We start from the raw sequence: 22,638 nt of genomic DNA, 5'->3' as shown, positions 1-22,638 counted from the left end.
CCGATTCGCCTATTCGTCGCCGCTTGCTGAGATCCCCAGGCGTCGATGGGCGTCCCACGCCGACCGGACCATGTCCTCCACCGAGTGGCGCATACGCCAGCCGAAGTCCTGGGCTGCCAGCGTGCCGTCGGCCACGATTCGCGCCGGATCCCCGGGGCGTCGGGCGTGCACCTCCGGCGGGTCGGAGACCCCCGTGACGTCACGGACCGCGGCCATGATCTCGCGCACAGAGGTCCCTTCCCCCGACCCCAGGTTGTACACGGAGTGCAGGCCCGCGCCGGACGTCAGCGCCCGCGCGGCCGCCACGTGCGCGTCCGCGACATCCTGGACGTGGACGTAGTCCCGGATGCAGGTGCCGTCGGGGGTCGCATAGTCGTCGCCGAAGATACGGGGCCGCTCGCCCCTCTCCAGCGCAGAGAAGACCATGGGGAAGAGGTTGTGGGGGCTGAGATCCGTGATGTCCGCCCACCCGGATCCGACCACGTTGAAGTACCGCAGGCTGGTATGACGGATGCCGACGGCACGCTCCTGGTCCCGCAGCAGCCACTCTCCGATCAGCTTTGACTCGCCATACGGCGACTCAGGTGCCGGCGATGTGTCCTCGGTGACCCGCTCAACGGCGGGTGTCCCGTAGACCGCAGCCGACGACGAGAAGACGATGTTCTCCACCTGCGTGGCCGCCATCGCGGCGAGTACGCTCGCGGTTCCCTGGACGTTGACGTGGTACGCCGTCAACGGCACCCGAACAGACTCCCCCGCGTACTTGTACCCGGCGACGTGGACGACCCCCTCTGCCTCATTCTCACGGAGCACCGCCGTCAGCGCTGCGGTGTCCGTGACATCCGCATGAAAGAACGGGACGCCGTCGGGGACGAACTCCCGGTGCCCGGTGGACAGGTCGTCTACGACCGCGACCGGCAGACCCCGCTCCCTAAACGCCCGGACGACGTGCGCCCCGATGTAGCCGGCGCCTCCGGTCACGACCCAGGTCATCACATCGCCCCCTTGTTCCGGGCATGGGTCTGGAGCTGCCCAAGTTGGGTGCGGACCTGACGGGCGATTTGGTCCTCCGAGAAGCGCTCCGCGTGCGCCCGCATCGCAGGGGGGTCCCAGTCCCGGGCCAGCGCCTGCTCGACGCCATCGGTCACGGCTTCCACCGTGGGCGCCTCGACGAACACCCCGTTGACGCCCTCTGTGATCGTGTCCAGATACCCGCCGGCCCGCAGCGCCACGGTGGGGACGCCCCACGCGCTCGCCTCCAGGGGAGTGATTCCGAAGTCCTCGTGGCTGGCCGCGATCAGCGCGGTGGCATGGGCGTAGGCCCAGCGCAGCTGCGCGTCGGTGAGGTCCTGGGCGAAGACGACGCCGTCGCCAGCCATCGCCTTCAGGCGCGCCTCTTCGGGGCCCTTGCCGATCACCAGCAGCCGCAGGCCGGTGCGCTCCGCTGCACGGATGGCCACGTCCACGTGCTTGTACGGCATGAGCCGCGCCACGGAGAGCAAGTATCCGCCCTCGGCAAGGTGCTCGGCGCCCGGGATCGGCTCCTGGGGTCCATCAGTGGACACCGAGTGCGGCGGGAACACGACGGGCACGTCTATCAGCCCGTACACCTCCTCGATGCGCTCCTTCACCACCGTGGAGTTGGCCACATAGCGTGATCGACGTCGAACGGCCGCGCGGTCCCACCTGCGCAGACCCGGGCGCAGCACGCGGGCGATCCGGCCCTTGATGCTGTTCTGACCGTCCTCGCCCAGGTAGTCGTCCAGCAGGTAGACCCAGCGCGCCGGGGTGTGGCAGTAGACGAGCGTGGCGCCGTCGTAACGGAATCCGTGGGCCCATCCGGAGGTCGAGACCACCGCGACCGGCTCCTTCACGTGCATGAGCGAGGAGGCGACGGGCAGCAACGGCAGGGCGCGGCGCGGATCCCTGCGCAGGACGCCGACCCGGTTCAGGGGGGAGGTGATGATCCGGGCGTCCTTGAACTCCGGGAACGTCCCCTCGGGGTCGTAGAAGGTCGTGTAGATCGGGGCGTCCGGCCACATGCGGTGCAGGGCCAGGACGACCCGCTCGGCTCCGCCCTTCTGCGTCAGGTAGTCGTGGGCGATCGCGATGCGGCCGGCGGCGTCGGCGGTCATGGGGTCCTCTCCTGCGAGCCGATGGTCAGAACGTGCGGCGAGCACGCTCGGGGTGGACGCGGCCAGCCTCCGCGGCGGCCTCCACCTGCAGCGCGATGAGCTTGCGGGCGACCGGGGCGGGGAGGCGGCCCGTCAGGGCGTCGACCGCCTTGGATCCCTGTTCCAAGGTGGCTTCCGTAGTGACCGCGGCGAGCGCCCGCACGGCGGCGCCCCACAGCCCCGCGGGGGCGCCGACCCCCTCGAGGACACCGACGCCGTGCTTGGCTACGAACGTCTGCCGGGCAGAACCCGAGTGCAGGGCCCGGCGGGCCTTGGTGTACGTCGTCGCGGCGGCGGCATGATGCCGCGTCTCCAGCTCCGGGCAGATCACCACGGGGTATCCCGCCGCGTGGAGCCGGTAGCCGAAGTCGACGTCCTCCCACCCGTAGCGGCGGTAGTCCGGGTCGTAGCCGCCGAGCTCCTCGTGCAGAGTGCGGGGCACGGAGACGTTGCCCGCCCAGTGCCGCCACTGCTGCTCTGCGGGCAGAGCGTATGCGTGGGCCCGGTGGGTGCGCCCCTGCGCCGTGCCGTAGACCTTTTGATAGGCCGTTTCGGGCAGGACGTCCTTGGTCAGGCCGATGACACCCCGAGGACCCTCCTCATGAGCGGCCACGTGGTCCCGGATGTAGTGGGGCCCGGGCTCCAGGTCGTCGTCCGCGCGGATGAGGATGCGGCCGGACGTCGCGTCGGCGCCGGCGTTGAGCGCAGCGACCCGTCCGCGGTTCTCCCGGAAGACGGTCCAACTCAGGTCCAGGCCCGGATGTTCTGCGGCCAACTGGGCGAGCACCGCTTCCGACCCGTCCACATCCCCGTCCACGACCACGTAGACCTCGAACGGCGGGGCGTCCTCCTGCGCGGTGAGGGCGCCGATCAGGCGCGGCAGCCGCTGGGCGCCGCCCCGGCTGGGGACGATCACGCTGGCCTCGGGGGTCAGGGGCGTCTCGGTCATGAGTCCTCCGCGGGGATCATAGGGACAGGTCATCCAGGAGCTCGGCGACGGCGGCGCGGCCGGCCTCGGGAGAGAACAGCGACTCCCAGCGGCGTCGCTGGGAGTGGGCCACCGCCCCCAGATCGATCGCTCGTACCGCCCGCAAGCAATTCGCGAGTGCGGCAGCGTCGCGCTGCGGAACAACGAAGGGGTGATCGCTGCCGACCACCTCGGGAACGGCCCCCGCATCGGAAGCCACCACCGGAACGCCCGCCGCCATCGCCTCGGCCGTCACCAGGCCGAAGACCTCGGCCCACTGCGACGGCACGGCCAGCACGTCCACGGAGGCCAGGAACTCACCGCTGTCCTGCCAGCCGAGCACCTGGACGTCCTCACCGGCTGCCGTCAGGGCGGTGGCGAGCCGGCCGGCCTCGTCCTCCGCCACGAATCGGCTCTCCCCCGCGACGCGGAACACGAAAGCACCCGGGTCGGTCTTCCGCAGCAGCGCGGCGGCCTCCAGGAGCGTCACGATGCCCTTGTCCTCGGACAGCCGGCCAAGGAAGCCCACGGTCACCGGATCATCGGCACCGCGGGCCCGCCGTGTCTGCGGCGCCGTCGGGGCCGGAACCCAGTTGTGGAGCACGCGCGCCCCGCGGATGCGGTCCGCCGCGAATCGGGACGGCGCGAGGACCGCGAGCGCACCGGGACGCGCCAGGGCGGAGAACACCCGCAGAACCGGCTTCTCGGGTACCTGATGCAGGTGCACGATCCGGCGCGGCCGGCCGGCCAGCGCCGTGGCCGGCAGCAGCCCGTTGCACCACACGACGTCGTCCCCGCCACGGCCACGGTCCCAGGCCCGGAGAGCACGCAGGTACCCCAGGCGTCCGGGCCCACCCACGCGGACCACGTCGAAACCGTCCGCGTCGAGGCGATCGGCGGTCTCGGCCGGGTGCGCCGGGGCCACGACGCCCACATCCCGCCCCAGCTCGCGCAGGGCAATGGCGAGGTGGTGCAGCATCACCTCGCCGCCACCCACTTCGCCCTGGTTCGCCAGGATCCAGATGCGACCGGTCATCCCGAGGACTTCCCCACCCGGCGCCCGAGCACCTCGAGGGTCGCCTCGGCGGTGGCCCGTGCCATCGTCTCCACGTCGCCCACGCGCACCTCACCCGGGCCGTCGGCGGCGGCACGCACGACGGCGTCGGCGATGGCCGCCGGCGTGGTCTCGCGGACCAGGCGCTCGGGGGGCAGGATCTCCCCGTTGCCGCCCACGTCCGTGGCGACGGCGGGCAGGCCCGCGGCCGCGGCGTCGAGCAGGGTGTAGCTGAGGTTCTCCCACGCGGAGAGCTGCACCAGCACGTCGTGCTCGGCCATGGTCTCCCACGGCTCCACGAAGCCGGGAAGGTCGACCGCCTCCGCGACACCGAGTGCCTCGGCCTGGGCGCGCAGCTCCCCCTCCAGGGGGCCAGCGCCGGCCAGCGTCAACCGCGTCCCGGGGTCCCGCTCCAGCAGGGCCGGCAGCGCGGCGATCAGCCGGTCGAGGTTCTTCTCGGGCGCCAGCCGGGACAGGGAGAGGATCCGCAGCCCCTCCCCCGGTGCGCGCCGCTGCCCCGCGGCCGCGGCCCGCACCGCGGACACGTCCACCCCGTTGCGCACCACGGTGAGGGGCGCCCCCGTGCCCCACTTGCGCCGGAGCACGTCCGCGGTGGACTGCGCCACCGAGACCACGAGGTCCGTGCCGCGCAGCCGGGCGCGGTGCGCGGCGTTCTTCACCCGGGCCGCCGCGGCGCGGTTGTACAGCCCGTCGTCCGGGGCGATCCCGTGCTCGGTGCTGAGCAGCGCCGGCGCACTGGTCCGCCGCCGGGCCCGCCCCGGGCCGAGCGCGGCGAAGGCCGTGAGGTCGGCGTAGGCCAGGTGCGTGTGGACCGCGGCCGGGCGCAGGGTGCGCACCGCCGTCCGGAGCGTGCGCACCGAGGCGGCCAGGCCGGCGTCGGGACCGACGTCCCCGGTGAACACCGCCGCCCCCTGCTCGCGCAGGCGCTCGGCGAGCGGCCCCTCGGGGCAGAGCACCGCCAGACGCAGACCGGGCAGGCCCACGCGCGCGACGTCGAGGACGTGCCGGGCCACGCCGCCGAGGTCGGCCACGGGAACCACCCAGAGCGTCAGCGGAGCCAGGGCGGTCCTCGCCGCCTCCGGGATCACAGCCACTGCTCCAGGCGGTCCAGGGCCGTCCAGAAGCCCTCGCCGTTGTTGATGTGGCCCTGCCAGATCTCCGGGATGAAGCTCACCCCGGGCGCCAGGCGGTCCAGCTGCTCGCACAGCACGGGCCAGTCGACGTCGCCCTCACCGATCTGCGGCCCCTCCCCGTCCACACCGGTGGCGTCCACGAGGTGCAGGTGGATGGTGTGCGGGGCCAGCTTCTCCACCATCTCCGAGAACGGGATCCCCAGGAACGTGGCCGAGAGCTTGGAGTGGGAGATGTCCAGGCACAGGGGCACCCCCGTGGCCTCCACGAACGCCACGGTGTCGTCCGGGTCCATGAAGAGGTTGTGGTACTGCTGACCGCCCATCAGCCACGGGAACGGCGGCAGCGTCTGCGCGGCGATCCGGATGCCGGAGGTGTCCAGGCGCTGCACGGCCTCGGCGATGCGCTCGTACTTCGGCCGCCGCTCCTCCGGGCGGATGTGCCGGTCCAGGGTGAACCCGCCCATGGTGATGACCATGATGGGCTCCTCCTCGTTCGGGAACCAGCGCTTCAGGTCCCGGGTGATGTCGATCGTGCGCTGCACCTCGGCGATCGAGCGCTCCCACACGGCGTCGTCGTCGCTGGCCAGGTCCACAAGGAAGTCACCGGAGAAGATGTCCGGCAGGTGGGTGGTGAAGCCCATCGGCATGGGCTCGCGGAACACCGAGTCGATGTCGATCTCGAGGTCCTTGTAGGAGAAGTGGAACTCCAGGAAGTCCGGGGTGCAGTCCTTCGTCAGCGCCTCGACGTCGTGGTAGCGCACCGGCAGGCCCCAGGGGCGCCGGAACTGGAACTGGCGCCCGGTGGGCACCGTGTCCGTGAGGTCGCCGGCGAAGAAGAAGTCGCCCTCGGCCATCTCGCGGTGCAGCGTGCGGCCGACCAGGCGCGGCAGCTCGTTGGGCTGCAGGCCACGGCCCGGGGACTTCACGGTCACGTCGTCGGCGGTGATCGTGGCGCCGACCCGCAGCGGACGGGCCGCCACCAGGGACTTGGCCAGGTTGATGCGGTTCATCGCCTCGCCCGTGGAGACCACGCGCTCGGTCCCGACGCCGATCGACTCCTCGATGTCCCGGGTCTGCCGGACCAGCTGCGCGAACTCCTCCGGCAGCAGGGAGACCTTGTGGTCGTTGCCCTCGAGCCCGCGGTCCACGGTGAAGTGCTTCTCGATGATCGCGGCGCCCCGGGCCACCGCGGCCAGGGCCACGTGGAAGCCGCGCTCGTGGCCCGAGTAGCCCACCGGCGTCTGCGCGATCTCCGCGAGCCGGTCCAGGTAGGCCAGGTTCACGTCCTTGTAGGGGGCGGGGTACGTGGACTGGGCGTGCAGCATCGCGAAGGGGACGCCGAAGGAGCGCACGAGGGCCGCCGCCTCGCGGATCTCCTCCTCCCGGGACATGCCGGTGGAGAGCACCATCGGCAGGCCGGAGGCGGCCGCGTCCCGCAGCAGACCATGGTTCGTCAGGTCCGCCGAGGCGATCTTCACGCCGTCCACCGGGTACTCGCGCAGCACCCGCATGGACGGGGCGTCCCACGGGGTGCACATCAGGGCGACGCCGGCGTCCCGGACGTGGTCGAACACCCGCACCATGTCCTCGGCGGAGAGCGAGAACTTGGCCAGCTCGTCCAGGGTGCGCTGGGCGCCCAGGTCCTCACCGGCGGTGGCCGCACCGGACTGCCGGTACAGGGCGTCCATGTCCCGCAGCTGGAACTTCACGGCGTCCGCACCCGCCTCGACGGCCAGGTCCACGAGACGGCGAGCCAGGTCCACATCGCCCTGGTGGTTGTTGCCGATCTCCGCGATCAGGAACGCCGGGTGGCCCTCCCCGATCCGGTGCCCGCCGATCCGCAGCTCCGCCTCCCGGTCGATCGCCAGGGCTGTCAGGCGGCCGCGCTCGTCCAGCAGCGGCAGGTGCAGCGCCCCGGCGGGCAGGGCCTCGCGCATCTCGGCCGGGGAGGCGCCCAGGGAGGCCGTCGCCGGGTCGCGATGGGCGACGTCGGCCGCGGCCACGTCCAGCGACGCCTCCGGATGCGCCACGAGCCAGCGGCGCACGTCCCCGTCCGTCAGGGAGCCGACGAGGAAGCCGTGGGAGTCCACCACGAACACGGTGCGCTCGCGGTTGTCGGTCATCTTGTGCAGGGCGACCAGGAGCGAGTCCTCGGGGAAGACGAGGTAGGGGGTGAGCCTGCGTTCGATGATCACTGCGCGCCTCCGGGGGTGCGGTTCGGGCCGGTGGTGGGGGTCTCGTCGGTGCGCGGGGCACCGAGGTCGGGGCGGTGCCGGAGCACCTTGTGGACCGCCAGGTACTGGTCCATCTGCTGCTCGGCGAGGGCGAAGTCCAGCTCGGTGTCGATGTCCACGCCTTCGAGGTCGTCGAGCTCCAGCAGGCCGATCCGGCCGCCGAGCCGGTTGTGCAGCCGGTCGTAGACCCAGGGGCGCGTCACGTAGAGGGACCCGTTCTCGCGGAACCGCAGGTCGGTGCGCGTCATGTCCTGCCGGCGCTTGCGCGCCGTGACGTCGAAGTCCGGGATCGGGTCCCCGTCGGGGTCCTCGGCGTGGCGCCACAGGAACGGGGACACCCGGACGACGCCGACCAGCGAGTCCACCCCCGTGTCCCGGAACTGCCGCACGGCGCGGTCCAGGGTGCCGGGCAGGCGGAGCGGGCTGGTGGCCTGGAGGAGCATCACGCCCTCGGGCTCGACGCCGGCCGCGCGCTCGGCCGCGAGCACGTGCTCGATCACGGGCTCGGTGGGCGTCGAGTCCTGCGCCAGGTGGGCCGGGCGCAGGCCCGGGACGTCCGCGCCGTAGCGGAGGGCGACCTCGGCGATCTCGGCCGAGTCCGTGGAGACCACCACGTGCAGGTCCTCCTCCGCCTCGAGGGCGGCCTGGATGGTCCAGGCCACGAGCGGGTGGCCGCCGAGGAGGCGGATGTTCTTGCCGGGCAGCCCCCGGGACCCGCCGCGCACGGGGATGACGCACAGGATGCTCACGCGGACTCCTTCCAGACGTGCTCGGCGATCGCGGCCGCGGGGTCCGGGGTCGGCGGGGCCAGGGCGGGGGTGGGCTCCGGGGTGCGGCCGGGCCGCCACCGGGTCATGCCGTAGCGCCGCCAGAACCCCTCGAGCCAGGCGGGCGGGTCCGGGTGGACGGCCCACGCGGGTCTGCCGGCCTGCGCGGCCTCGAGGATCCCGGTGGAGAAGACGGCGGCCACGGGTCCGCGGGTGGCGACGAGAGGCGCCCCGGCGTCGTCGATCCGCACGCCGGCCCTGCGCCAGGCCGCGTGCTGGCCGCGGGAGAGACGGTCCCGCTCGGCCGGGTGGGGGCGGTAGGCGGCGCCGGTGGCCCGCACGTACTGTTCGGCGGCCGCGGCGAAGTCCCGGCGGGCCAGCTCGGCGCCGTGCAGCTGGCCGAGGAACACCCCGGGGCCGTCGTCCCCGGCGTCCGAGCGCGCGGGCGCGGTCCGGCGGGCCTGCTCCAGCAGCGCCGAGCCCACCGGGACGGCCTCCACATCGGCGCGGCCCTGGGTCCACCAGTCCGCGTCCGCGCTCGTGAAGGCGTACAGGGTGGCGTCCTGCGGGACGGGCGGCGTGGACACGGCCAGCAGCCCGTGCTGGACGACGCCGACCCGCGCCCCCCGCTGCCGGGCCCAGCGCACGGCGGCGCGGCCCGAGGGCAGGTACTCCCCCGCCACCAGGACGCGGCGGAGCCCGGACAGGCGATCCGTCACGACGTCGGCGGTGGCGGCGTGCTCCCGGTGACCCGCGGCCCCGGGCAGGGCGGGTGCGTCTCCGGCGGGCAGCACCCAGCCGACCCCGGTGGCGGCCTCCGGCCGCGCGGTCACCAGGGCGGCCACGGGCGAGGCCAGCGCGGCCAGCTGCGTGGGGCCGAAGGACTCGAGGGCGACGAGGGTGTGCACGTCCCCCGGCGGCAGGAGCAGGCGGGGGGTGCCGTCGCCGGTGGACCCGCGGCGTGTCAGGGCGCCGGCCACGCCGCGCACGGTCGAGCGCGCGGTGTCCGCGGCCCGCCGGGTCAGCGGCCACTGGGCGCGCTGCCACGCGTGCCAGCGTGGCAGGTCCTCGGAGCGCCAGAAGAGGGGCGCGTCGGTCATGCCCACCACCCCTGGGCCATGGCCGCCCGGTGCGCGAACGTGTGCTCCGCGTGCGACCGGCGGCGGCCGGCCTCCCGGATGCGCGCCCCCCAGGCGGGATCCGCGACGACCCGGCGGCCCAGCTCGATGAGGTGGTCCGCGTCCTCGAAGACGAGCACCTCCTCGTCCGGGACGTAGAACTCGGCCACGTCGGCCCGATCGACCAGCTGGAGACCGCCCATGCCGGGCACCTCGAAGGTCCGCATCGCGTGGCCGGCCTGCAGGCCGTGGATGTTGATGGCACCCGCGGCGGCCGCCTGCACGGCGTACGCCTCCTCGAGGGGGATGTCCCGTTCGGCCGGCAGGTCCGGCCGGGTCAGCTCCCACGTGCGCAGGCGGTCCACCGGGTGGTGGCTCCACTGACGCCCGTAGGCGCGCACCGGCACCCCGGCCGCGGCCAGGCGCGAGAGCAGCTCCACGCGGTTCGGGTAGCGCGAGCCCACGAAGACCAGTTCCTCGCGCCGCGGCACCTCCGGCAGCGCCATCGCCGGGTCGAAACCGTTGGGCATGTAGTGCGCGTCCACGCCCTCGCCGGCCAGCAGCTCGGCCTCGGAGCGGGCGTAGCTGAGCACCGGCCCGACGGAGCGCAGGAACTCCATCGAGTAGTCGTGCCGCGCGAGGTCGTCGTACAGCCAGAGCATGCGGGGCAGGCCCGCATCGAGGATCTCGGACCAGAAGTCCTCGCCCAGCGAGTCCCCCTTGATCACGAGCACGCGGTCCGGCCGGGCCTCGCGCAGCGCGGCCACGGCCCGCCCCGTGTCCCAGGCGACCCGCGCGGCCGTGCGGTCGACGCCCGCCTTCTGTGGCAGCTCGAGCAGCCCCTTGTTCCGCAGCTTCATGCCGAGCGTGGCGTAGGCGTCGTAGCAGTGCACCGTGACGTCGAAGCCCTGGGCCGCCCACGCCGCCGCGATGGAGCGGTGGTAGCCGTGGAACGCCGGCGAGACGAGGAACAGCCGTTCCGGTGAGCGGCCGCCCCGAGCGTCGGGCGGCGCCGGCACGGTGTAGCCGGTGGCGCTCATCGGCGCTGCCCCTTCCAGACCAGCGCGTGCTCGTCCCGGAGGACGGCGCGGGCGTCCACGTCCACACCGCGGGCCTGCCGGAGCGCGTTCACGGCGAAGTTCGCCCCGGTGGCCGCGGTGAGCGCGGCCTTGAGGACCCGGGGGTGACCGAACTTCCGGGCGTAGCGGTACCGGGAGTCCACCAGCCAGCCGCGCCGGCGCAGCGGGTCCGAGGAGCCGTGCAGCCCGTGCGGCACACGGACGGCCGGCACCACGATCGACGGCACGCCGCGCTCGCGCAGGCGACGCTGCAGGTCGACCTCCTCGGAGTTCATGAAGTACTCCTCGTCGAACCCGCCGACGGCGCGGACCTGCGCCATCGGCAGGAGCAGCACGGCGCCCATCACCCAGTCGACCGCCACGGGCGAGGCGGACCGGGCCGCCGCGACGTCGTGCCCCACGGCCTCGTGGAGCACGTCCAGGTGACGGAAGCGGGCCAGCGGAGTCAGCCACTCGACGGTCTGGTGCAGGACCGTGGGGAAGTGCCGGCCGGACCACTGCGGCGAGCCGTCCTCGTTGACGACCTGCGGACTGACGACGGCCGGCTGGTACGGAGCGGCCGCCGCCACCAGCGCGTCGATCTGCGCCCCCGTGATCTCGGCGTCCGAGTTGAGGACCAGGGCCAGCTCGGTGGTGACCGCGGCCAGGCCGGTGTTCACGTTCGCCCCGAACCCGCCGTTGCGCTCGCGGCGCACCACGGTGAGTCGTGGATCGTGGGCTTCGGGATACGGGGTGGGCGAGGCGTCGTCCGAGACCACGACGGCGGCCAGCGCGTCCCCGGGATCGGTCAGCAGGCGGGCGACGAGGGCGAGGGTGGGGGCCGGATCGCCGTAGTGCGGGATCACCACGGTGACGGCCGCCGTGGGCGACTGGGCTGCCATGCGGGTTCCTCCCTCGGCTCGGATGGAGGGCGCACCCAGCGCCCGATAAGCCTGTGACGAGTATAGGGAAGGACTGGCGGGGGCCCGTGCCGTCCGGTGGGGCGGCCTCGTGGCCGTCGACACGGTGCTCGGTACACTGACCGGACAGCCACGGGATGGAGAGGGTGAGCCATGCCCGGCACCCAGGGGGAGGACGAAGCCATGCGCGAGACGACCGCGTTGCGCATCGGCGCCGGACTCGATGCTGTGACGGTCAGCGGCCTCACGGGAGACGAGCGGGCGGAGGTCGTCGAGTCCTGGGCCCGATGCGGTGTGGAGGCCGTGGAGCCGCCGGCCCGCGCGGATGCGCACCGCGACGCCGACACCGCGCGTCCGTGGCTCCAGTGGCACGAGGACCTGGTGTTCCTGGCGACCTCACGGGCGATCGAGTCCGCCCGCGGCACCCACCTGCTGTTCCATGCCGCGTGCCTCGCCGCACCGGACACCGGGGCGGCGATCGTCCTGGTGGCGGCGTCCGGGACGGGCAAGACGACGGCCACGCGCCGACTGGGGCCCCATTTCGCCTATCTCACCGACGAGACCGCGATCATCGCCCCGGACGGCCTGGCCGTCACGCCCTACCCCAAGCCGCTGTCCGTGCTGGGGTCACGGGGAGTGCGGCCGAAGACCCAGCGCGGCCCGGACGACCTGGGTCTCGGCCCGACCCTCCCCGACGCCCGGCTGGCCCGGATCGCCGTGCTCGACCGCGTGCGGGATCCGGCAGGCCCGGTGACGCCGCGGGCGGAGGCCATGGAACTCGTGGCCGCGCTCGAGGCGCTCGTCCCCCAGACGTCCTCCCTCGCCCGGCTCCCCCGCGGTCTCGTGACGCTGTGCCGCGTCCTCGACGCGGTCGGCGGCGCCCGACGCCTCGTCTACGCCGAAGCCGAGGACCTACGGGACGTCGTCGACGGCCTGCTGGCGGCCCCGCCCACGCCCGTCACCCCCGCCTGGGAGGCGCTCACCGATGAGGAGCTGCGGGCCTCGGCCGGTGCGGCGGCCCCGGGCGCGGTGTCCCGCTGCGCCGTCGACGACGGCATCCTGACCGACCACGGCCGCCTGGTCCTGCTCGCCTCGGAGCGCCTGGTCGTGCTCGACGGTCTGGGCCCGTCCGTCTGGCTCCTGCTGGACGAGCCGCGGACGGCCGCCGACGTGGTGGGCCGTCTCCGCGCCGAAGGGCCCGTGCCCGACGACGCCGAGACCCGGGTGCAGGAGGCGATGGACGCCCTGGTGACCGCGGAGCTGGCCACGACCGGCTGAGCCGGCCCGGCCGGTCGCCCCTATGGTGTCTTCCGCAGACGCCAACGGAGATCGAACTTGGTCGACCGCGCCTTACGGAGCGCCCGGTGGCGCCACTCTTTCAGGAATTCGCCCACGCCGACGCGTGAGGCCTTGCCGCCATTCGTCGCGCGCCATCCCACGTGGTCGCCGTCCTGGATGGACGACTCCCCCTCCCAGTCGGCGAGGTTTGGGCGCACGGCGAGTACATCGATGCCCAGGTCGTCCCGATAGAACCCGTGGTAGTCGGCCGCCCACCAAGGCCGCCCACCGAACTCCTCATCAAGTGACCGCACGATGCCACGTGCGGCTGATCTAGTGACCAGATACAAGCCCATGCCGGTTAACCCGGCACTCCAGCGGCCCATGGTTACAACACCGCTGTGAGAAGGGTGCGGGAATCGGCGCGCAAAAAGTGACAATTGGACGAAATGCTCAGACTTGCTCCCTACGGATCGGTCGCGCCGTCCGGCGGGGCCGTAGGGATCAGCTAGGACGACGAGGGACGTCGTGGAAACATATGGTGCGATTCTTCGCACCACCGCTTCCGCATCCTCGGCAAACCGCGCGTCATCTTCCGCGACAAGCAGCAGATCACGGTCAGCTCCGGTCTCCTCGGCAAAACTTCGCATGACCCCCATGTGGCTCAGGGTGCAGCCGATCTCACCGAGACGGGGATCACGCTGGAAAAAGTCCCGGAACCGCTCCACATCGAAGTGCTCTGTCACCGAGCCCGAACGATTGTCGATGGCGTCGAACACCTCAAAGTCCTCACCCCCCGGCTGGGCTCGGAACCCGGACAGGCGCGTGCTGTCCGGCAAGGCGATGACGACACGACGGATGATGCGGGACCTCGGAGAGCGCGGCTTGACCGCCACTGATCGCTCACCTCTCTCCCTTCACCTGGCCGTTGCGTCTGCACCGGCCCGACGCCGCCACCACGACGTATCTCAGTGTCCGCCCCAGTGCGTGGGCGGCCAGACGGTCACGAAGACCTCGCCCACGATGTCCTCGCGGGTGACGAAGCGGGCGCAGTCCCCGGCCTGGTCGGCGGGGATGCCGCGGCACGCGATCACGGAGTCGGCCGAGTTCGAGCGGTGGTCGCCGAGCACGAGCATCGAGTCCTCTGGCACGGTGACCGGGCCGAAGCAGCGCGCGGAGATCACCTCGGACTCGCAGTCCAGCTCGTCCCGGATGAACGGCAGGTCGTTGTGGATGTACGGCTCGTCCAGGGGCTCCCCGTCCACCGTCACGGCGCCCTCGGCGGTGCAGCACTCCACGGTCTGCCCCGCGGTGCCGATCACGCGCTTGACCAGCGCCTGCTCGTGCGAGCGGCCGATGCCGGTGAGGTCGCCGAACGTGCGGACGGCGTTCTCCACGGCCCCCTCCGACGAGGCGGGGGTGGCCCAGTCCTCGTTCGCCGTGAAGACCACCACGTCCTGGGAGTCGGCCATCCCGTCCGGATAGGCGGTGCGGTTGACCAGCATGCGGTCCCCCACCTCGAGGGTGTTCTCCATCGAGCCGGACGGCACCGAGTACACCTTCACCCACAGGGCCTGCACCACGGCGACGACCGCGATGGCCACCACCACGTTCACCAGCAGGGAGGCCCAGAACGGCAGGCGCGGACGGCGAGGCTGCGGCGCGGCGCCCGCCTCGCCGTCGACGTCGTCCCCGCGGGCCGGCTCGAGGCGCTCGGCCATGGTCAGGCGACGCCGTCGAACAGGCTGGTGACCGAGCCGTCCTCGAAGACCTCGCGGATCGCGCGGGCGATCAGCGGGGCGATCGAGAGCACCGTGAGGGTCTCGAAGCGCTTCTCCTCCGGGATGGGCAGGGTGTTGGTCACCACGACCTCACGGGCACCGCACTCGCCGAGACGCTGGGCGGCCGGGTCCGAGAACACCGCGTGCGTGGCGGCGATGATGACGTCCTTCGCGCCGGCGTCCTTGAGGATCTGCACGGCGCCGGCGATGGTGCCGCCGGTGTCGATCATGTCGTCGATCAGCACGCACACGCGGCCCTCGACGTCCCCGACCACGGTCTTGGACTCGGCCTTGTTCGGGACGGTGAGGTCCCGGCTCTTGTGCACGAAGCCCAGCGGCACGCCGCCCAGGCGGTCCGCCCACTGCTCCGCCACACGCACGCGACCGGTGTCCGGGGAGACGACCGTGACCTCCTCGCCCTCCACGCTGGAGCGGATGTGGTCCGCCAGCAGCGGGATGGCGAACAGGTGGTCCACCGGGCCGTCGAAGAAGCCCTGGATCTGGGCGGTATGCAGGTCCACGCTCATCACACGGGAGGCGCCGGCGGTCTTGTACAGGTCCGCCACGAGACGGGCCGAGATCGGCTCGCGGCCGCGGCCCTTCTTGTCCTGGCGGGCGTATGGGTAGAACGGCGAGACCACCGTGATGCGGCGGGCGGAGGCGCGCTTCATGGAGTCCACCATGATCAGCTGCTCCATGAGGTGGTTGTTCAGCGGCGCCGGGTGCGACTGGATGATGAACACGTCCTTGCCGCGCACCGACTCGCCCGAGCGCACGTAGATCTCGCCGTTGGCGAAGTCGTAGGCGCTCATGGGGAGCAGCTCGGTGCCCAGCTCCTCGGCGATCTCCTGCGCGAGCTCGGGGTGGGCGCGGCCCGTGGCCAGCACCAGTCGCTTGTCCTCGCTGCGGCTCAGCTCCGTCATGACGTCCTCAACATCCTTCGTGGTCTCGCGTTCCAGGACCGACAGCGGTGGGCGCCCGGCATCGGCGTCGGCCGCCCGTGGCGGCCCGGTCCTCGCACCCATCCTAGGGCGCGCGGGATCAGCCCTCGGCGTCCGCGACCGTCGCCCCGGCCGCCTCCGCGGCCTGGGCGGACGTGCTGCCGGGGCGCTTGGCGGGCACCCAGCCCTCGATGGTGCGCTGCGCCACGGCGTTCAGCGCCAGGGCGCCGGCCGGGACGTCGTCGCGGACCACCGCGCCGGCACCGGTGTAGGCGCCGTCGCCCACCGAGACCGGGGCCGTGAACACCGTGTTCGAGCCGGTGCGCACGTGGGCCCCGATCACGGTGCGGTGCTTGGCGACGCCGTCGTAGTTGGCGGTGATGTTGCCGCAGCCGATGTTGGTGTACTCGCCGATCTCGGCGTCCCCGGCGTAGCCCAGGTGGGAGAGCTTGGCGCCGCGGCCCACGGTCACGTTCTTGGTCTCGTAGAACGCGCCGATCTTGCCGTCCTCCCCCAGCACCGTGCCCGGGCGCAGGTAGGTGAACGGGCCGACGGTCGCGCCCGCGCCGATCACGGCCTCCGTGGCGTCGGTGCGCTTCACCACGGCACCCTCCCCCACCTGCGTGTCCGTGAGGGTGGAGTCCGGGCCGACGACGGCGCCCATGGCCACCGACGTCGTGCCATGCAGCTGGGTGCCGGGCTTGAGCGTGACGTCCGAGGCGAGGGAGACGGTGACGTCCACCCACGTGGAGGACGGGTCGACGACCGTGACACCCTCCTTCATCCAGCCGCGCAGCACGCGATCGTTGAGCTGGCGGCCCAGGTCGGAGAGCTGACGGCGGTCGTTGGAGCCCTCGACCTCCCACACGTCGTCCGTGCCCACCGAGGCGACACGGCCGCCCTCGGCGCGGGCCATGCCGAGCACGTCCGTGAGGTACTTCTCACCCTGCACGTTGTCCGTGGAGATCTCCGGCAGGGTGCGGCGCAGCAGGGCGGCGTCGAAGGCGTAGATGCCGGAGTTGACCTCGCGGATCGCCACGAAGGAGTCGTCCCCCGTGGACTCGGCGTGGGCGAGGGCGTCCTTGTGCTCCATGATCCGCTCCACGAGGCCCTCGGCGTCGCGGACGATGCGGCCGTAGCCCGTGGCGTCTTCGAGGGTGGCGGTGAGCACGGTGACGGCGTTGCCGTCCGCCTCGTGGTCCGCGACGAGGCGGGCGAGGGTCTCCGGGGTCAGCAGCGGGACGTCGCCGTAGGTCACCACGACGGTGCCCTCGAGGTCCGCGGGCAGGGCGGCCAAGCCCAGCTCGACGGCGCGGCCGGTGCCCGGCACGTCGTCCTGGTCGGCGATCGCCAGCGCGTCGATGCCCAGCTGCGCCGCCACCGTCTCGATGTGCTCGGCCACGCGGGCCCGCTCGTGCCGGACCACGGCCACGAGGTGCTCCGGCGCGAGCGACCAGGCCGCCGCGAGCGCGTGGCCCACGAGGGAGCGCCCCCCGATCGCATGCATGATCTTCGGCGTCGTCGACTTCATGCGGGTGCCCTGGCCCGCGGCCAGGACGATCACGGCGGAGGGACGGGCGGACGGCTGGGACATGGGGGCTCCTGCACCGGTGGGGGTCAGAGGACGGGGGTTCCGCCCCTAGGATTCGAACCTAGACCGCACGGCTCCAAAGGCCGGCGTGCTGCCATTACACCAGGGCGGAGCGCCGGACCCCAGGGGGCGGCGACGACGGCCCATTCTTCCACACAGGTCGCGCGGATCCGGGGTCAATAGGCGCCGTCGGCGGCGATCACGGCCTTGACGGTCCGCCCCAGGATCACGAGGTCGCCCAGGATGGACCAGTTCTCCACGTAGTAGAGGTCCAGGCGGACCGCCTCCTCCCACGGGAGGTCGGACCGGCCGGAGACCTGCCAGAGGCCCGTGATGCCGGGCTGCACCAGGAAGCGGCGGTGCACGTACTGCTCATAGGCCTCGACCTCGTGCGGCAGGTGGGGCCGCGGGCCCACGAGGGACATGTCCCCCCGCAGCACGTTCACGAGCTGGGGCAGCTCGTCGATGCTGGTGCGGCGGATGAGCTTGCCGACCCGGGTGATGCGCGGGTCGTCCTTCATCTTGAACAGGACGTCCGCATCCCCGCCGTCCGAGACGAGCCGCTGCCGGATCTCCTCGGCGTCCACCACCATGGAACGGAACTTGAGCATGGTGAACGGCCTGCCGCCGAGACCGATCCGCTCCTGCCGGAACAGCACCGGCCCGCCGTCCGTGGCCTTGACCGCGATCGCGACGGCGATCAGCAGGGGCGAGATGGCGATCAGGCCCAGACCCGACGCGACGACGTCGAACGCCCGCTTGGCGAACGCCTTGCCCTCGGAGAGGCGCGGGGTGGAGAGGTGGATGAGCGGCAGACCCGCGAGGGGCTGCGTGTGGAGACGGGGTCCGGCGACGTCCACGAGGGCGGGCGCCATGATCAGGGAGACGCCGCGCTCCTGCAGCTCCCAGCCCAGTCGGCGGACGTCCCCGGGGACGAACGAGTGGCCCGAGGTGATCACCACGGCTTCGACGTCGCGCACCTCCACGAGGGCGACCACCTCCTCCACGGTGTCCAGGTCCGTGGAGACCGGTATCGGGAGGTAGTCCTCCCGCCGGGCCCTGTATCCGGGGAGAGCCGCCGCCACGGGGGCATAGCCGGCGCCGGCCTCGGAGTCGAGGGTCTGGAAGATGTGCCGGACCGCCTTCGGGCCGCCGACGAGCAGGAGCCGCCGCCGGAACCTGCCGCGGTGTCGCTGCCGCGCCACCCACCCGCGCACGAGGAACCGGCCCAGCAGGAGCAGGAGCACGCCCAGCGGCAGAGCCAGGCCCACGTAGCCGCGCGCCACCTCGAGACCTGCCGCATAGGCGAGGATCGCGACGGTGCCGAAGAGGTAGAGGGTGCCCTGCAGGACCCGCTTGTACTCCTCGCTGCCCACCCCCAGGATCCGGATGTCCCGCGAGCCCTGGATGGTCAGCGCGAGCACCCAGGCCGCGCTCAGCGCGAGGCTGATGACGCTGTAATCGATGACTTCGGCGCCGGGGAGGGTCGTGCGCCGCGGTCCGCCGAAGCGGAGCTGGGCCGAGACGAAGGTGGCGAGCAGGACCGCGACCACGTCCACGATGAGGACGAGCAGCGGAAGGCCCCGCTCCCAGGGCCGGCCCAGGACACGGCCGCGGGCGGTCGAGCCCATGCGGAGCGCGGTCGACTCATCACCGGGACTCCCGATCACGCTCTGCTCCTCCGTCCTGACGCGGGGGGTGGTCCACGTCGTGGGGGTCGGGCATGGTGCTGTGCCCCAGCCCCCGATTGTAGGCCGGAAACAGCCTTCAGCTGTGCCACCTGCCACACTCTCCTGTGCGCGCCCGCCGGTCAGTCCCCTTCGGCGAGTTCAGCGGCCTGCAGCCACTCCTCCTCCAGGACGTCCAGCTGTGCGTCGAGGTCCTTCAGGTCGGCGGAGGCCGCGGTGAGGGCATCGAAGTCCTGCGCCTGCCCCAGCTCGGCCATCCGCGCCTCGAGGCCGGACCTGCGGTCCCGGAGCCGGGTCATCTGCTTCTCGAGCCGGGCCATCTCCTTGCGGGCCAGCCGACGCTCCGCCTCGGTGGGCCCGGTGTCCTCCTCCGGTCCGCCCATGCCCGCGCACGTCCCGACGACGTCGTTGCGGCCTCGGGCCGCGCCGGCTCCCCGGGCCGGGCCGCCGGCGTCGTCCATCGCGGCGCGCAGCTCGAGGTACTGGTCCACCCCGCCGGGCAGGCCGCGGACCTTGCCGTCCCCGAGCAGGGCGACCTGGTGGTCGGTGACGCGCTCGAGCAGGTAACGGTCATGGGAGACCACCACGAGGGTCCCCGGCCACCCGTCCAGCACGTCCTCGACGGCGGCCAGGGTGTCCGTGTCCAGGTCGTTGGTCGGCTCGTCGAGCATGAGGACGTTGGGCTCGCCCACGAGCAGGCGCAGCAGCTGCAGGCGCCGGCGCTCGCCGCCCGAGAGCTCGGAGACCTGAGTCCACTGCCGGGAGGTGCCGAAGCCGAGCATCTCGAGCAGCTGGCCGGAGGACATCTCGCGGTCACCGACCTGGAAGGACGAGCCTTCGCGGGCCATGACTTCGGCGACGCGCAGGTGGGCGACGTCGTCGAGCTCCTTCACGTCCTGGGTGAGGGTGGCCGAGACCACCGTCTTGCCGCGCTTCACCCGCCCCGAGTCCGGGGCGGTGCGGCCGTCGAGCAGGCGCAGCAGGGTCGACTTGCCCGCACCGTTGACGCCGACCACGCCGAGCCGCTCGCCGGGCGCCAGGCGCAGGGTGACGTCGTCGAGGATCGGCTTCTCCCCCAGCGTCAGGCTCACGTGCTCGAGGTCGAGGACGTCCTTGCCGAGCCGGGCCGTGGCCATCTTCGCCAGGGACACCGAGTCGCGCGGGGCGGGGACGTCCTCGATGATGGCGTTGGCCGCCTCGATGCGGAACTTCGGCTTGGACGTGCGCGCCGGGGCGCCACGGCGCAGCCAGGCGAGCTCCTTCTTCACCAGCTGCTGACGCTTCTGCTCCGTCACCGCCGCCTGCCGGGAGCGCTCCGCGCGCGCGAGCATCCACGCGGCGTAGCCGCCGTCGAACGGGTCCACCGTGGCGTCGTGCACCTCCCACGTGCGCGTGCAGACCTCGTCGAGGAACCACCGGTCGTGGGTGACCACCACGAGGCCGCCGTCGGTGGGGCGCCAGCGCTGCTTCAGGTGGCGGGCGAGCCACGCGACGCCCTCCACGTCCAGGTGGTTGGTGGGCTCGTCGAGGAAGAGGACGTCGTCGTCCCCGGCGAGCAGACGGGCCAGGGCCACGCGACGGCGCTGGCCGCCGGAGAGGCCCCGCACGGACTGCTCGAGGTCGAAGCTGTCGAGGAGACCCCCCAGGACGTCCCGGACCTTGGGGTCCGAGGCCCACACGTGGTCCTCCACGTCCCCGACCACGGCCTGACGCACGGTGTGCTCCGGGTCGAGCCGGTCCTGCTGGTCCAGCACGCCCACGCGGACGCCGCCGCGGCGGGTGACGCGGCCCGTGTCGGGTTCCTGGAGGCCGGCGAGGATGCGCAGGAGCGTGGACTTGCCGTCGCCGTTGCGGCCCACGAGTCCGATCCGGTCCCCCTCATCCACGCCGAGGGAGAGGCCCTCGAGGACGGTGCGGGTGCCGAAGGCGATGCCGATGTTCTCGGCGCCGAGCAGGTGGGCCATGGAGGAGGTGGTCCTTTCCGGACGGAGGAGGGGTGGTCGGGTGCGGCGGGGTGCGCCGCCGGGTGTCAGAGCACGTGGGCGCCGGGCACGGGGCCGTGGACGGGGAGGGCGCGCACGCCCGTGCGCTCCTCGATGGCCGAGGCCAGCCGCAGCGCGGAGGCCTCGTCCTGCGCCACGAAGAGCAGGGTGGGGCCGGAGCCGGAGACCATGCCGCGCAGCGCGCCCTCGTCCAGGCCGAGGTCGAGGACATCCGAGAGCTCGGGGAAGAGGACGACGGCCGGGGTCTGCAGGTCGTTGTCCATGGCGGTGGCGAGTTCGAGCGGGTCGGCCGCGGTGAGGGCCCGCAGGACGGCCTCGTTCACCTCCGGACGCGTCGGCCCGTCGGGCAGGTGGCCCTCCCGGCGCAGCTCGTCCAGGGTCTGGAACACCACGGGGGTGGACAGCCCGGCGTCCGCCGGGACGAGGACGAGGTGCACCGGGGTGCGGGCCGCGACGGGGGTCAGCTCCGCCCCGGTCCCGAGCCCGACGGCGGCGCCGCCCAGCACGCTGAAGGGCACGTCCGCGCCCAGCGGGGCGGCCAGCTCGGCGAGCTCGGCGCGGGTGTGCCCGGTCTCCCACAGGGCGCTGCACGCGAGCAGCGCGGCGGCCGCGTCGGCGGAGCCGCCGCCCATGCCGCCCGCGACCGGGACCTGCTTGGCGACCTCGAGGTGGACGCCGTGGCTGTCAGGATCGAGCCCGAGGGTGCGCCGCAGGTGCGCGGCGGCGCGGTGCGCGAGGTTGCGCTCGTCCCAGGGCACGTCCTGGGTGTCCACCAGACTGATGTGGCGGCCCGACGGGCCGACGGTGATCCTCCCGTCCGTGCGCGCGATCGCCGTGACGGTCTCCCGCAGGCTGACGGCCAGGTACACGGTGGCCACGGGGTGGTAGCCGTCCGCGCCGGGCGGCCCCACCCGCAGGGACAGGTTCACCTTGCCGGGGGCGCTGACCGTGACGTGCCGGGCCGTGGGGTCGAGGCCGAGGTCCTCCGTCGTCATGCGCTCACCTCCTCCGCCGCACGCCGCGGGCCGTGCTCGGCGATCCGCGCGAAGGCCGCGATGTCCAGGGCCTCGCCGCGGGCGCGCGGGTCCACGCCGGCGGCCACCAGGGCGTCCTCCGCCGCCTGCGGGGACCCCGCCCAGGAGGCGAGCGCGGCGCGCAGGGTCTTGCGGCGCTGGGCGAAGGCGGCGTCCACCACGGCGAAGACCTCCCGGCGGGATGCGCTGCCCGCCGGCGGCTCGCGCCGGGTGAAGGCGACCAGCCCGGAGTGGATGCGCGGAGCCGGCCAGAACACCTGGGTGCCGATGGTGCCCGCCTTGCGCACGTCCGCGTACCACGCCGCCTTGGCGGACGGCACGCCGTAGACCCTGGAACCGGGCCCGGCCGCGAGACGGTCCGCGACCTCCTCCTGCACCATCACCAGGCCGTGCCGCAGCCCCGGCAGGACCGCGAGCGCGTGCAGCAGCACGGGCACGGCCACGTTGTAGGGCAGGTTCGCCACGAGCGCGGTGGGGCCGCCGGCGGCGGCAGCGGGCCGGACCTCGGCCAGGGCCTGCTCGCTCAGCGTCATGGCGTCCGCGTGCAGCACGGCGAGGGCGTCCTCGGCCCCGGGGCGGAACTCGGCGGTGGTGTGCGGCAGGCGGGCGGCGGTGACCGGGTCGATCTCGACGGCGGTGACGGCGGCGGCCGCGTCCAGCAGGCCGAGGGTGAGCGAGCCCAGCCCGGGGCCGATCTCGAGCACGTGCTCGTCCGCGGTCACGTCCGCGGCCTGCACGATGCGCCGGATCGTGTTCGGGTCGATCACGAAGTTCTGGCCCCACTGCTTGGTGGGACGCAGGTCCAGCTCGGCGGCGATGCGCCGCACGTCCGCGGCGCTCAGCAGCGGGGCGGGGGCGGGGTGCGGGGAGGGCTGG

General features: G+C 73.1%; 19 protein-coding genes and 1 tRNA gene. 1 reads left to right on the top strand and 19 read right to left on the bottom strand.

Translation table 11 applies throughout. From position 1 onward, the window contains the following. Positions 1–9 precede the first annotated feature (9 nt). The 10 genes from galE to J1M44_RS04405 are packed head-to-tail and all read right to left on the bottom strand — an operon-like array spanning position 10 to position 11,428. Positions 10–993, bottom strand: coding sequence for a UDP-glucose 4-epimerase GalE (galE, locus tag J1M44_RS04450; RefSeq protein WP_036340621.1), 984 nt, complete (start codon positions 991–993; stop codon positions 10–12). Next, on the bottom strand, positions 993–2,135 hold the full coding sequence (locus J1M44_RS04445) for a glycosyltransferase (RefSeq protein WP_144862311.1): 1,143 nt from the start codon (positions 2,133–2,135) through the stop codon (positions 993–995). The genes galE and J1M44_RS04445 overlap by 1 nt, the downstream gene beginning before the upstream one ends. Before the next feature lie 25 nt (positions 2,136–2,160). Then, the gene (locus J1M44_RS04440) at positions 2,161–3,123 is read right to left on the bottom strand and encodes a glycosyltransferase family 2 protein (RefSeq protein ID WP_206480650.1); all 963 of its coding nucleotides are present in this window, start codon (positions 3,121–3,123) and stop codon (positions 2,161–2,163) included. Between the two features lie 16 nt (positions 3,124–3,139). Then, positions 3,140–4,177 (bottom strand): glycosyltransferase family 4 protein, encoded by a 1,038-nt coding sequence (locus J1M44_RS04435; protein ID WP_206480648.1) that lies wholly within the window; start codon positions 4,175–4,177, stop codon positions 3,140–3,142. Then, the gene (locus J1M44_RS04430; RefSeq protein WP_342356567.1) at positions 4,174–5,310 is read right to left on the bottom strand and encodes a glycosyltransferase; all 1,137 of its coding nucleotides are present in this window, start codon (positions 5,308–5,310) and stop codon (positions 4,174–4,176) included. Before J1M44_RS04430 ends, J1M44_RS04435 begins: the two co-directional genes overlap by 4 nt. Then, positions 5,301–7,544, bottom strand: coding sequence for an N-acetylneuraminate synthase family protein (locus tag J1M44_RS04425; protein ID WP_206480646.1), 2,244 nt, complete (start codon positions 7,542–7,544; stop codon positions 5,301–5,303). The genes J1M44_RS04430 and J1M44_RS04425 overlap by 10 nt, the downstream gene beginning before the upstream one ends. Then, complete coding sequence (locus J1M44_RS04420) at positions 7,541–8,332, bottom strand: cytidylyltransferase domain-containing protein (protein ID WP_206480644.1); 792 nt, start codon at positions 8,330–8,332, stop codon at positions 7,541–7,543. Before J1M44_RS04420 ends, J1M44_RS04425 begins: the two co-directional genes overlap by 4 nt. Further along, the gene (locus tag J1M44_RS04415) at positions 8,329–9,450 is read right to left on the bottom strand and encodes an RNA-binding protein (protein WP_206480642.1); all 1,122 of its coding nucleotides are present in this window, start codon (positions 9,448–9,450) and stop codon (positions 8,329–8,331) included. Before J1M44_RS04415 ends, J1M44_RS04420 begins: the two co-directional genes overlap by 4 nt. Further along, complete coding sequence (locus J1M44_RS04410; RefSeq protein ID WP_206480640.1) at positions 9,447–10,508, bottom strand: CgeB family protein; 1,062 nt, start codon at positions 10,506–10,508, stop codon at positions 9,447–9,449. The genes J1M44_RS04415 and J1M44_RS04410 overlap by 4 nt, the downstream gene beginning before the upstream one ends. Further along, positions 10,505–11,428, bottom strand: coding sequence for a glycosyltransferase family 2 protein (locus J1M44_RS04405; RefSeq protein WP_206480638.1), 924 nt, complete (start codon positions 11,426–11,428; stop codon positions 10,505–10,507). The genes J1M44_RS04410 and J1M44_RS04405 overlap by 4 nt, the downstream gene beginning before the upstream one ends. Before the next feature lie 171 nt (positions 11,429–11,599). Between J1M44_RS04405 and J1M44_RS04400 the strand changes: the two genes are divergently transcribed. Further along, positions 11,600–12,724, top strand: a complete 1,125-nt coding sequence (locus tag J1M44_RS04400; RefSeq protein ID WP_241252790.1) for a PqqD family peptide modification chaperone — start codon at positions 11,600–11,602, stop codon at positions 12,722–12,724. Between the two features lie 20 nt (positions 12,725–12,744). Here the strand turns inward: J1M44_RS04400 and J1M44_RS04395 are convergent, their stop codons facing one another. From J1M44_RS04395 to rsmA, 9 genes are all read right to left on the bottom strand, one after another. Then, positions 12,745–13,620 carry a glycosyltransferase family 25 protein gene (locus J1M44_RS04395; RefSeq protein WP_206480636.1) on the bottom strand — a complete coding sequence of 292 codons (876 nt, stop codon included), beginning with the start codon at positions 13,618–13,620 and terminating at the stop codon, positions 12,745–12,747. A gap of 72 nt (positions 13,621–13,692) precedes the next feature. Continuing rightward, positions 13,693–14,445, bottom strand: coding sequence for a signal peptidase I (lepB, locus tag J1M44_RS04390; RefSeq protein ID WP_206480634.1), 753 nt, complete (start codon positions 14,443–14,445; stop codon positions 13,693–13,695). A 2-nt stretch (positions 14,446–14,447) separates the two neighbouring features. Continuing rightward, a complete protein-coding gene (locus tag J1M44_RS04385; protein ID WP_020627447.1) occupies positions 14,448–15,428 on the bottom strand; it encodes a ribose-phosphate diphosphokinase in 981 nt (326 codons plus the stop codon). 118 nt (positions 15,429–15,546) lie between these two features. Then, the gene (gene glmU, locus J1M44_RS04380) at positions 15,547–17,040 is read right to left on the bottom strand and encodes a bifunctional UDP-N-acetylglucosamine diphosphorylase/glucosamine-1-phosphate N-acetyltransferase GlmU (RefSeq protein ID WP_206480632.1); all 1,494 of its coding nucleotides are present in this window, start codon (positions 17,038–17,040) and stop codon (positions 15,547–15,549) included. A gap of 37 nt (positions 17,041–17,077) precedes the next feature. Beyond that, positions 17,078–17,149, bottom strand: a tRNA-Gln gene (locus tag J1M44_RS04375). Between the two features lie 64 nt (positions 17,150–17,213). Next, positions 17,214–18,707: a sugar transferase gene (locus tag J1M44_RS04370; protein ID WP_342356566.1), complete on the bottom strand. Its 1,494-nt coding sequence runs from the start codon at positions 18,705–18,707 to the stop codon at positions 17,214–17,216. Positions 18,708–18,847: 140 nt separating this feature from the next. Next, on the bottom strand, positions 18,848–20,689 hold the full coding sequence (locus J1M44_RS04365) for an ABC-F family ATP-binding cassette domain-containing protein (protein WP_206480630.1): 1,842 nt from the start codon (positions 20,687–20,689) through the stop codon (positions 18,848–18,850). Positions 20,690–20,754: 65 nt separating this feature from the next. Then, entirely contained in the window at positions 20,755–21,723 is a 969-nt protein-coding gene (locus J1M44_RS04360) for a 4-(cytidine 5'-diphospho)-2-C-methyl-D-erythritol kinase (protein ID WP_206480628.1), read from the bottom strand. Then, positions 21,720–22,638 (bottom strand): 16S rRNA (adenine(1518)-N(6)/adenine(1519)-N(6))-dimethyltransferase RsmA (gene rsmA / locus J1M44_RS04355; protein ID WP_241252789.1); only part of this gene is annotated, 919 nt, incomplete at its 5' end. The genes J1M44_RS04360 and rsmA, both read right to left, overlap by 4 nt.

This window comes from Micrococcus sp. KRD128, assembly GCF_017168395.1.
GTDB classification, from domain to species: Bacteria; Actinomycetota; Actinomycetes; order Actinomycetales; family Micrococcaceae; genus Micrococcus; species Micrococcus luteus.
The sequence above is the reverse complement of the archived record's forward strand: the minus strand, read 5'-3'. Positions and strand labels throughout refer to the sequence as shown.

Coding starts and splice junctions, on each gene's coding strand:
- galE (WP_036340621.1), bottom strand. CDS start 993: ATGACCTGGGTCGTGACCGGAGGCGCCGGCTACATCGGGGCGCACGTC.
- J1M44_RS04445 (WP_144862311.1), bottom strand. CDS start 2,135: ATGACCGCCGACGCCGCCGGCCGCATCGCGATCGCCCACGACTACCTG.
- J1M44_RS04440 (WP_206480650.1), bottom strand. CDS start 3,123: ATGACCGAGACGCCCCTGACCCCCGAGGCCAGCGTGATCGTCCCCAGC.
- J1M44_RS04435 (WP_206480648.1), bottom strand. CDS start 4,177: ATGACCGGTCGCATCTGGATCCTGGCGAACCAGGGCGAAGTGGGTGGC.
- J1M44_RS04415 (WP_206480642.1), bottom strand. CDS start 9,450: ATGACCGACGCGCCCCTCTTCTGGCGCTCCGAGGACCTGCCACGCTGG.
- J1M44_RS04410 (WP_206480640.1), bottom strand. CDS start 10,508: ATGAGCGCCACCGGCTACACCGTGCCGGCGCCGCCCGACGCTCGGGGC.
- J1M44_RS04405 (WP_206480638.1), bottom strand. CDS start 11,428: ATGGCAGCCCAGTCGCCCACGGCGGCCGTCACCGTGGTGATCCCGCAC.
- J1M44_RS04400 (WP_241252790.1), top strand. CDS start 11,600: ATGCCCGGCACCCAGGGGGAGGACGAAGCCATGCGCGAGACGACCGCG.
- lepB (WP_206480634.1), bottom strand. CDS start 14,445: ATGGCCGAGCGCCTCGAGCCGGCCCGCGGGGACGACGTCGACGGCGAG.
- J1M44_RS04385 (WP_020627447.1), bottom strand. CDS start 15,428: ATGACGGAGCTGAGCCGCAGCGAGGACAAGCGACTGGTGCTGGCCACG.
- glmU (WP_206480632.1), bottom strand. CDS start 17,040: ATGTCCCAGCCGTCCGCCCGTCCCTCCGCCGTGATCGTCCTGGCCGCG.
- J1M44_RS04365 (WP_206480630.1), bottom strand. CDS start 20,689: ATGGCCCACCTGCTCGGCGCCGAGAACATCGGCATCGCCTTCGGCACC.
- J1M44_RS04360 (WP_206480628.1), bottom strand. CDS start 21,723: ATGACGACGGAGGACCTCGGCCTCGACCCCACGGCCCGGCACGTCACG.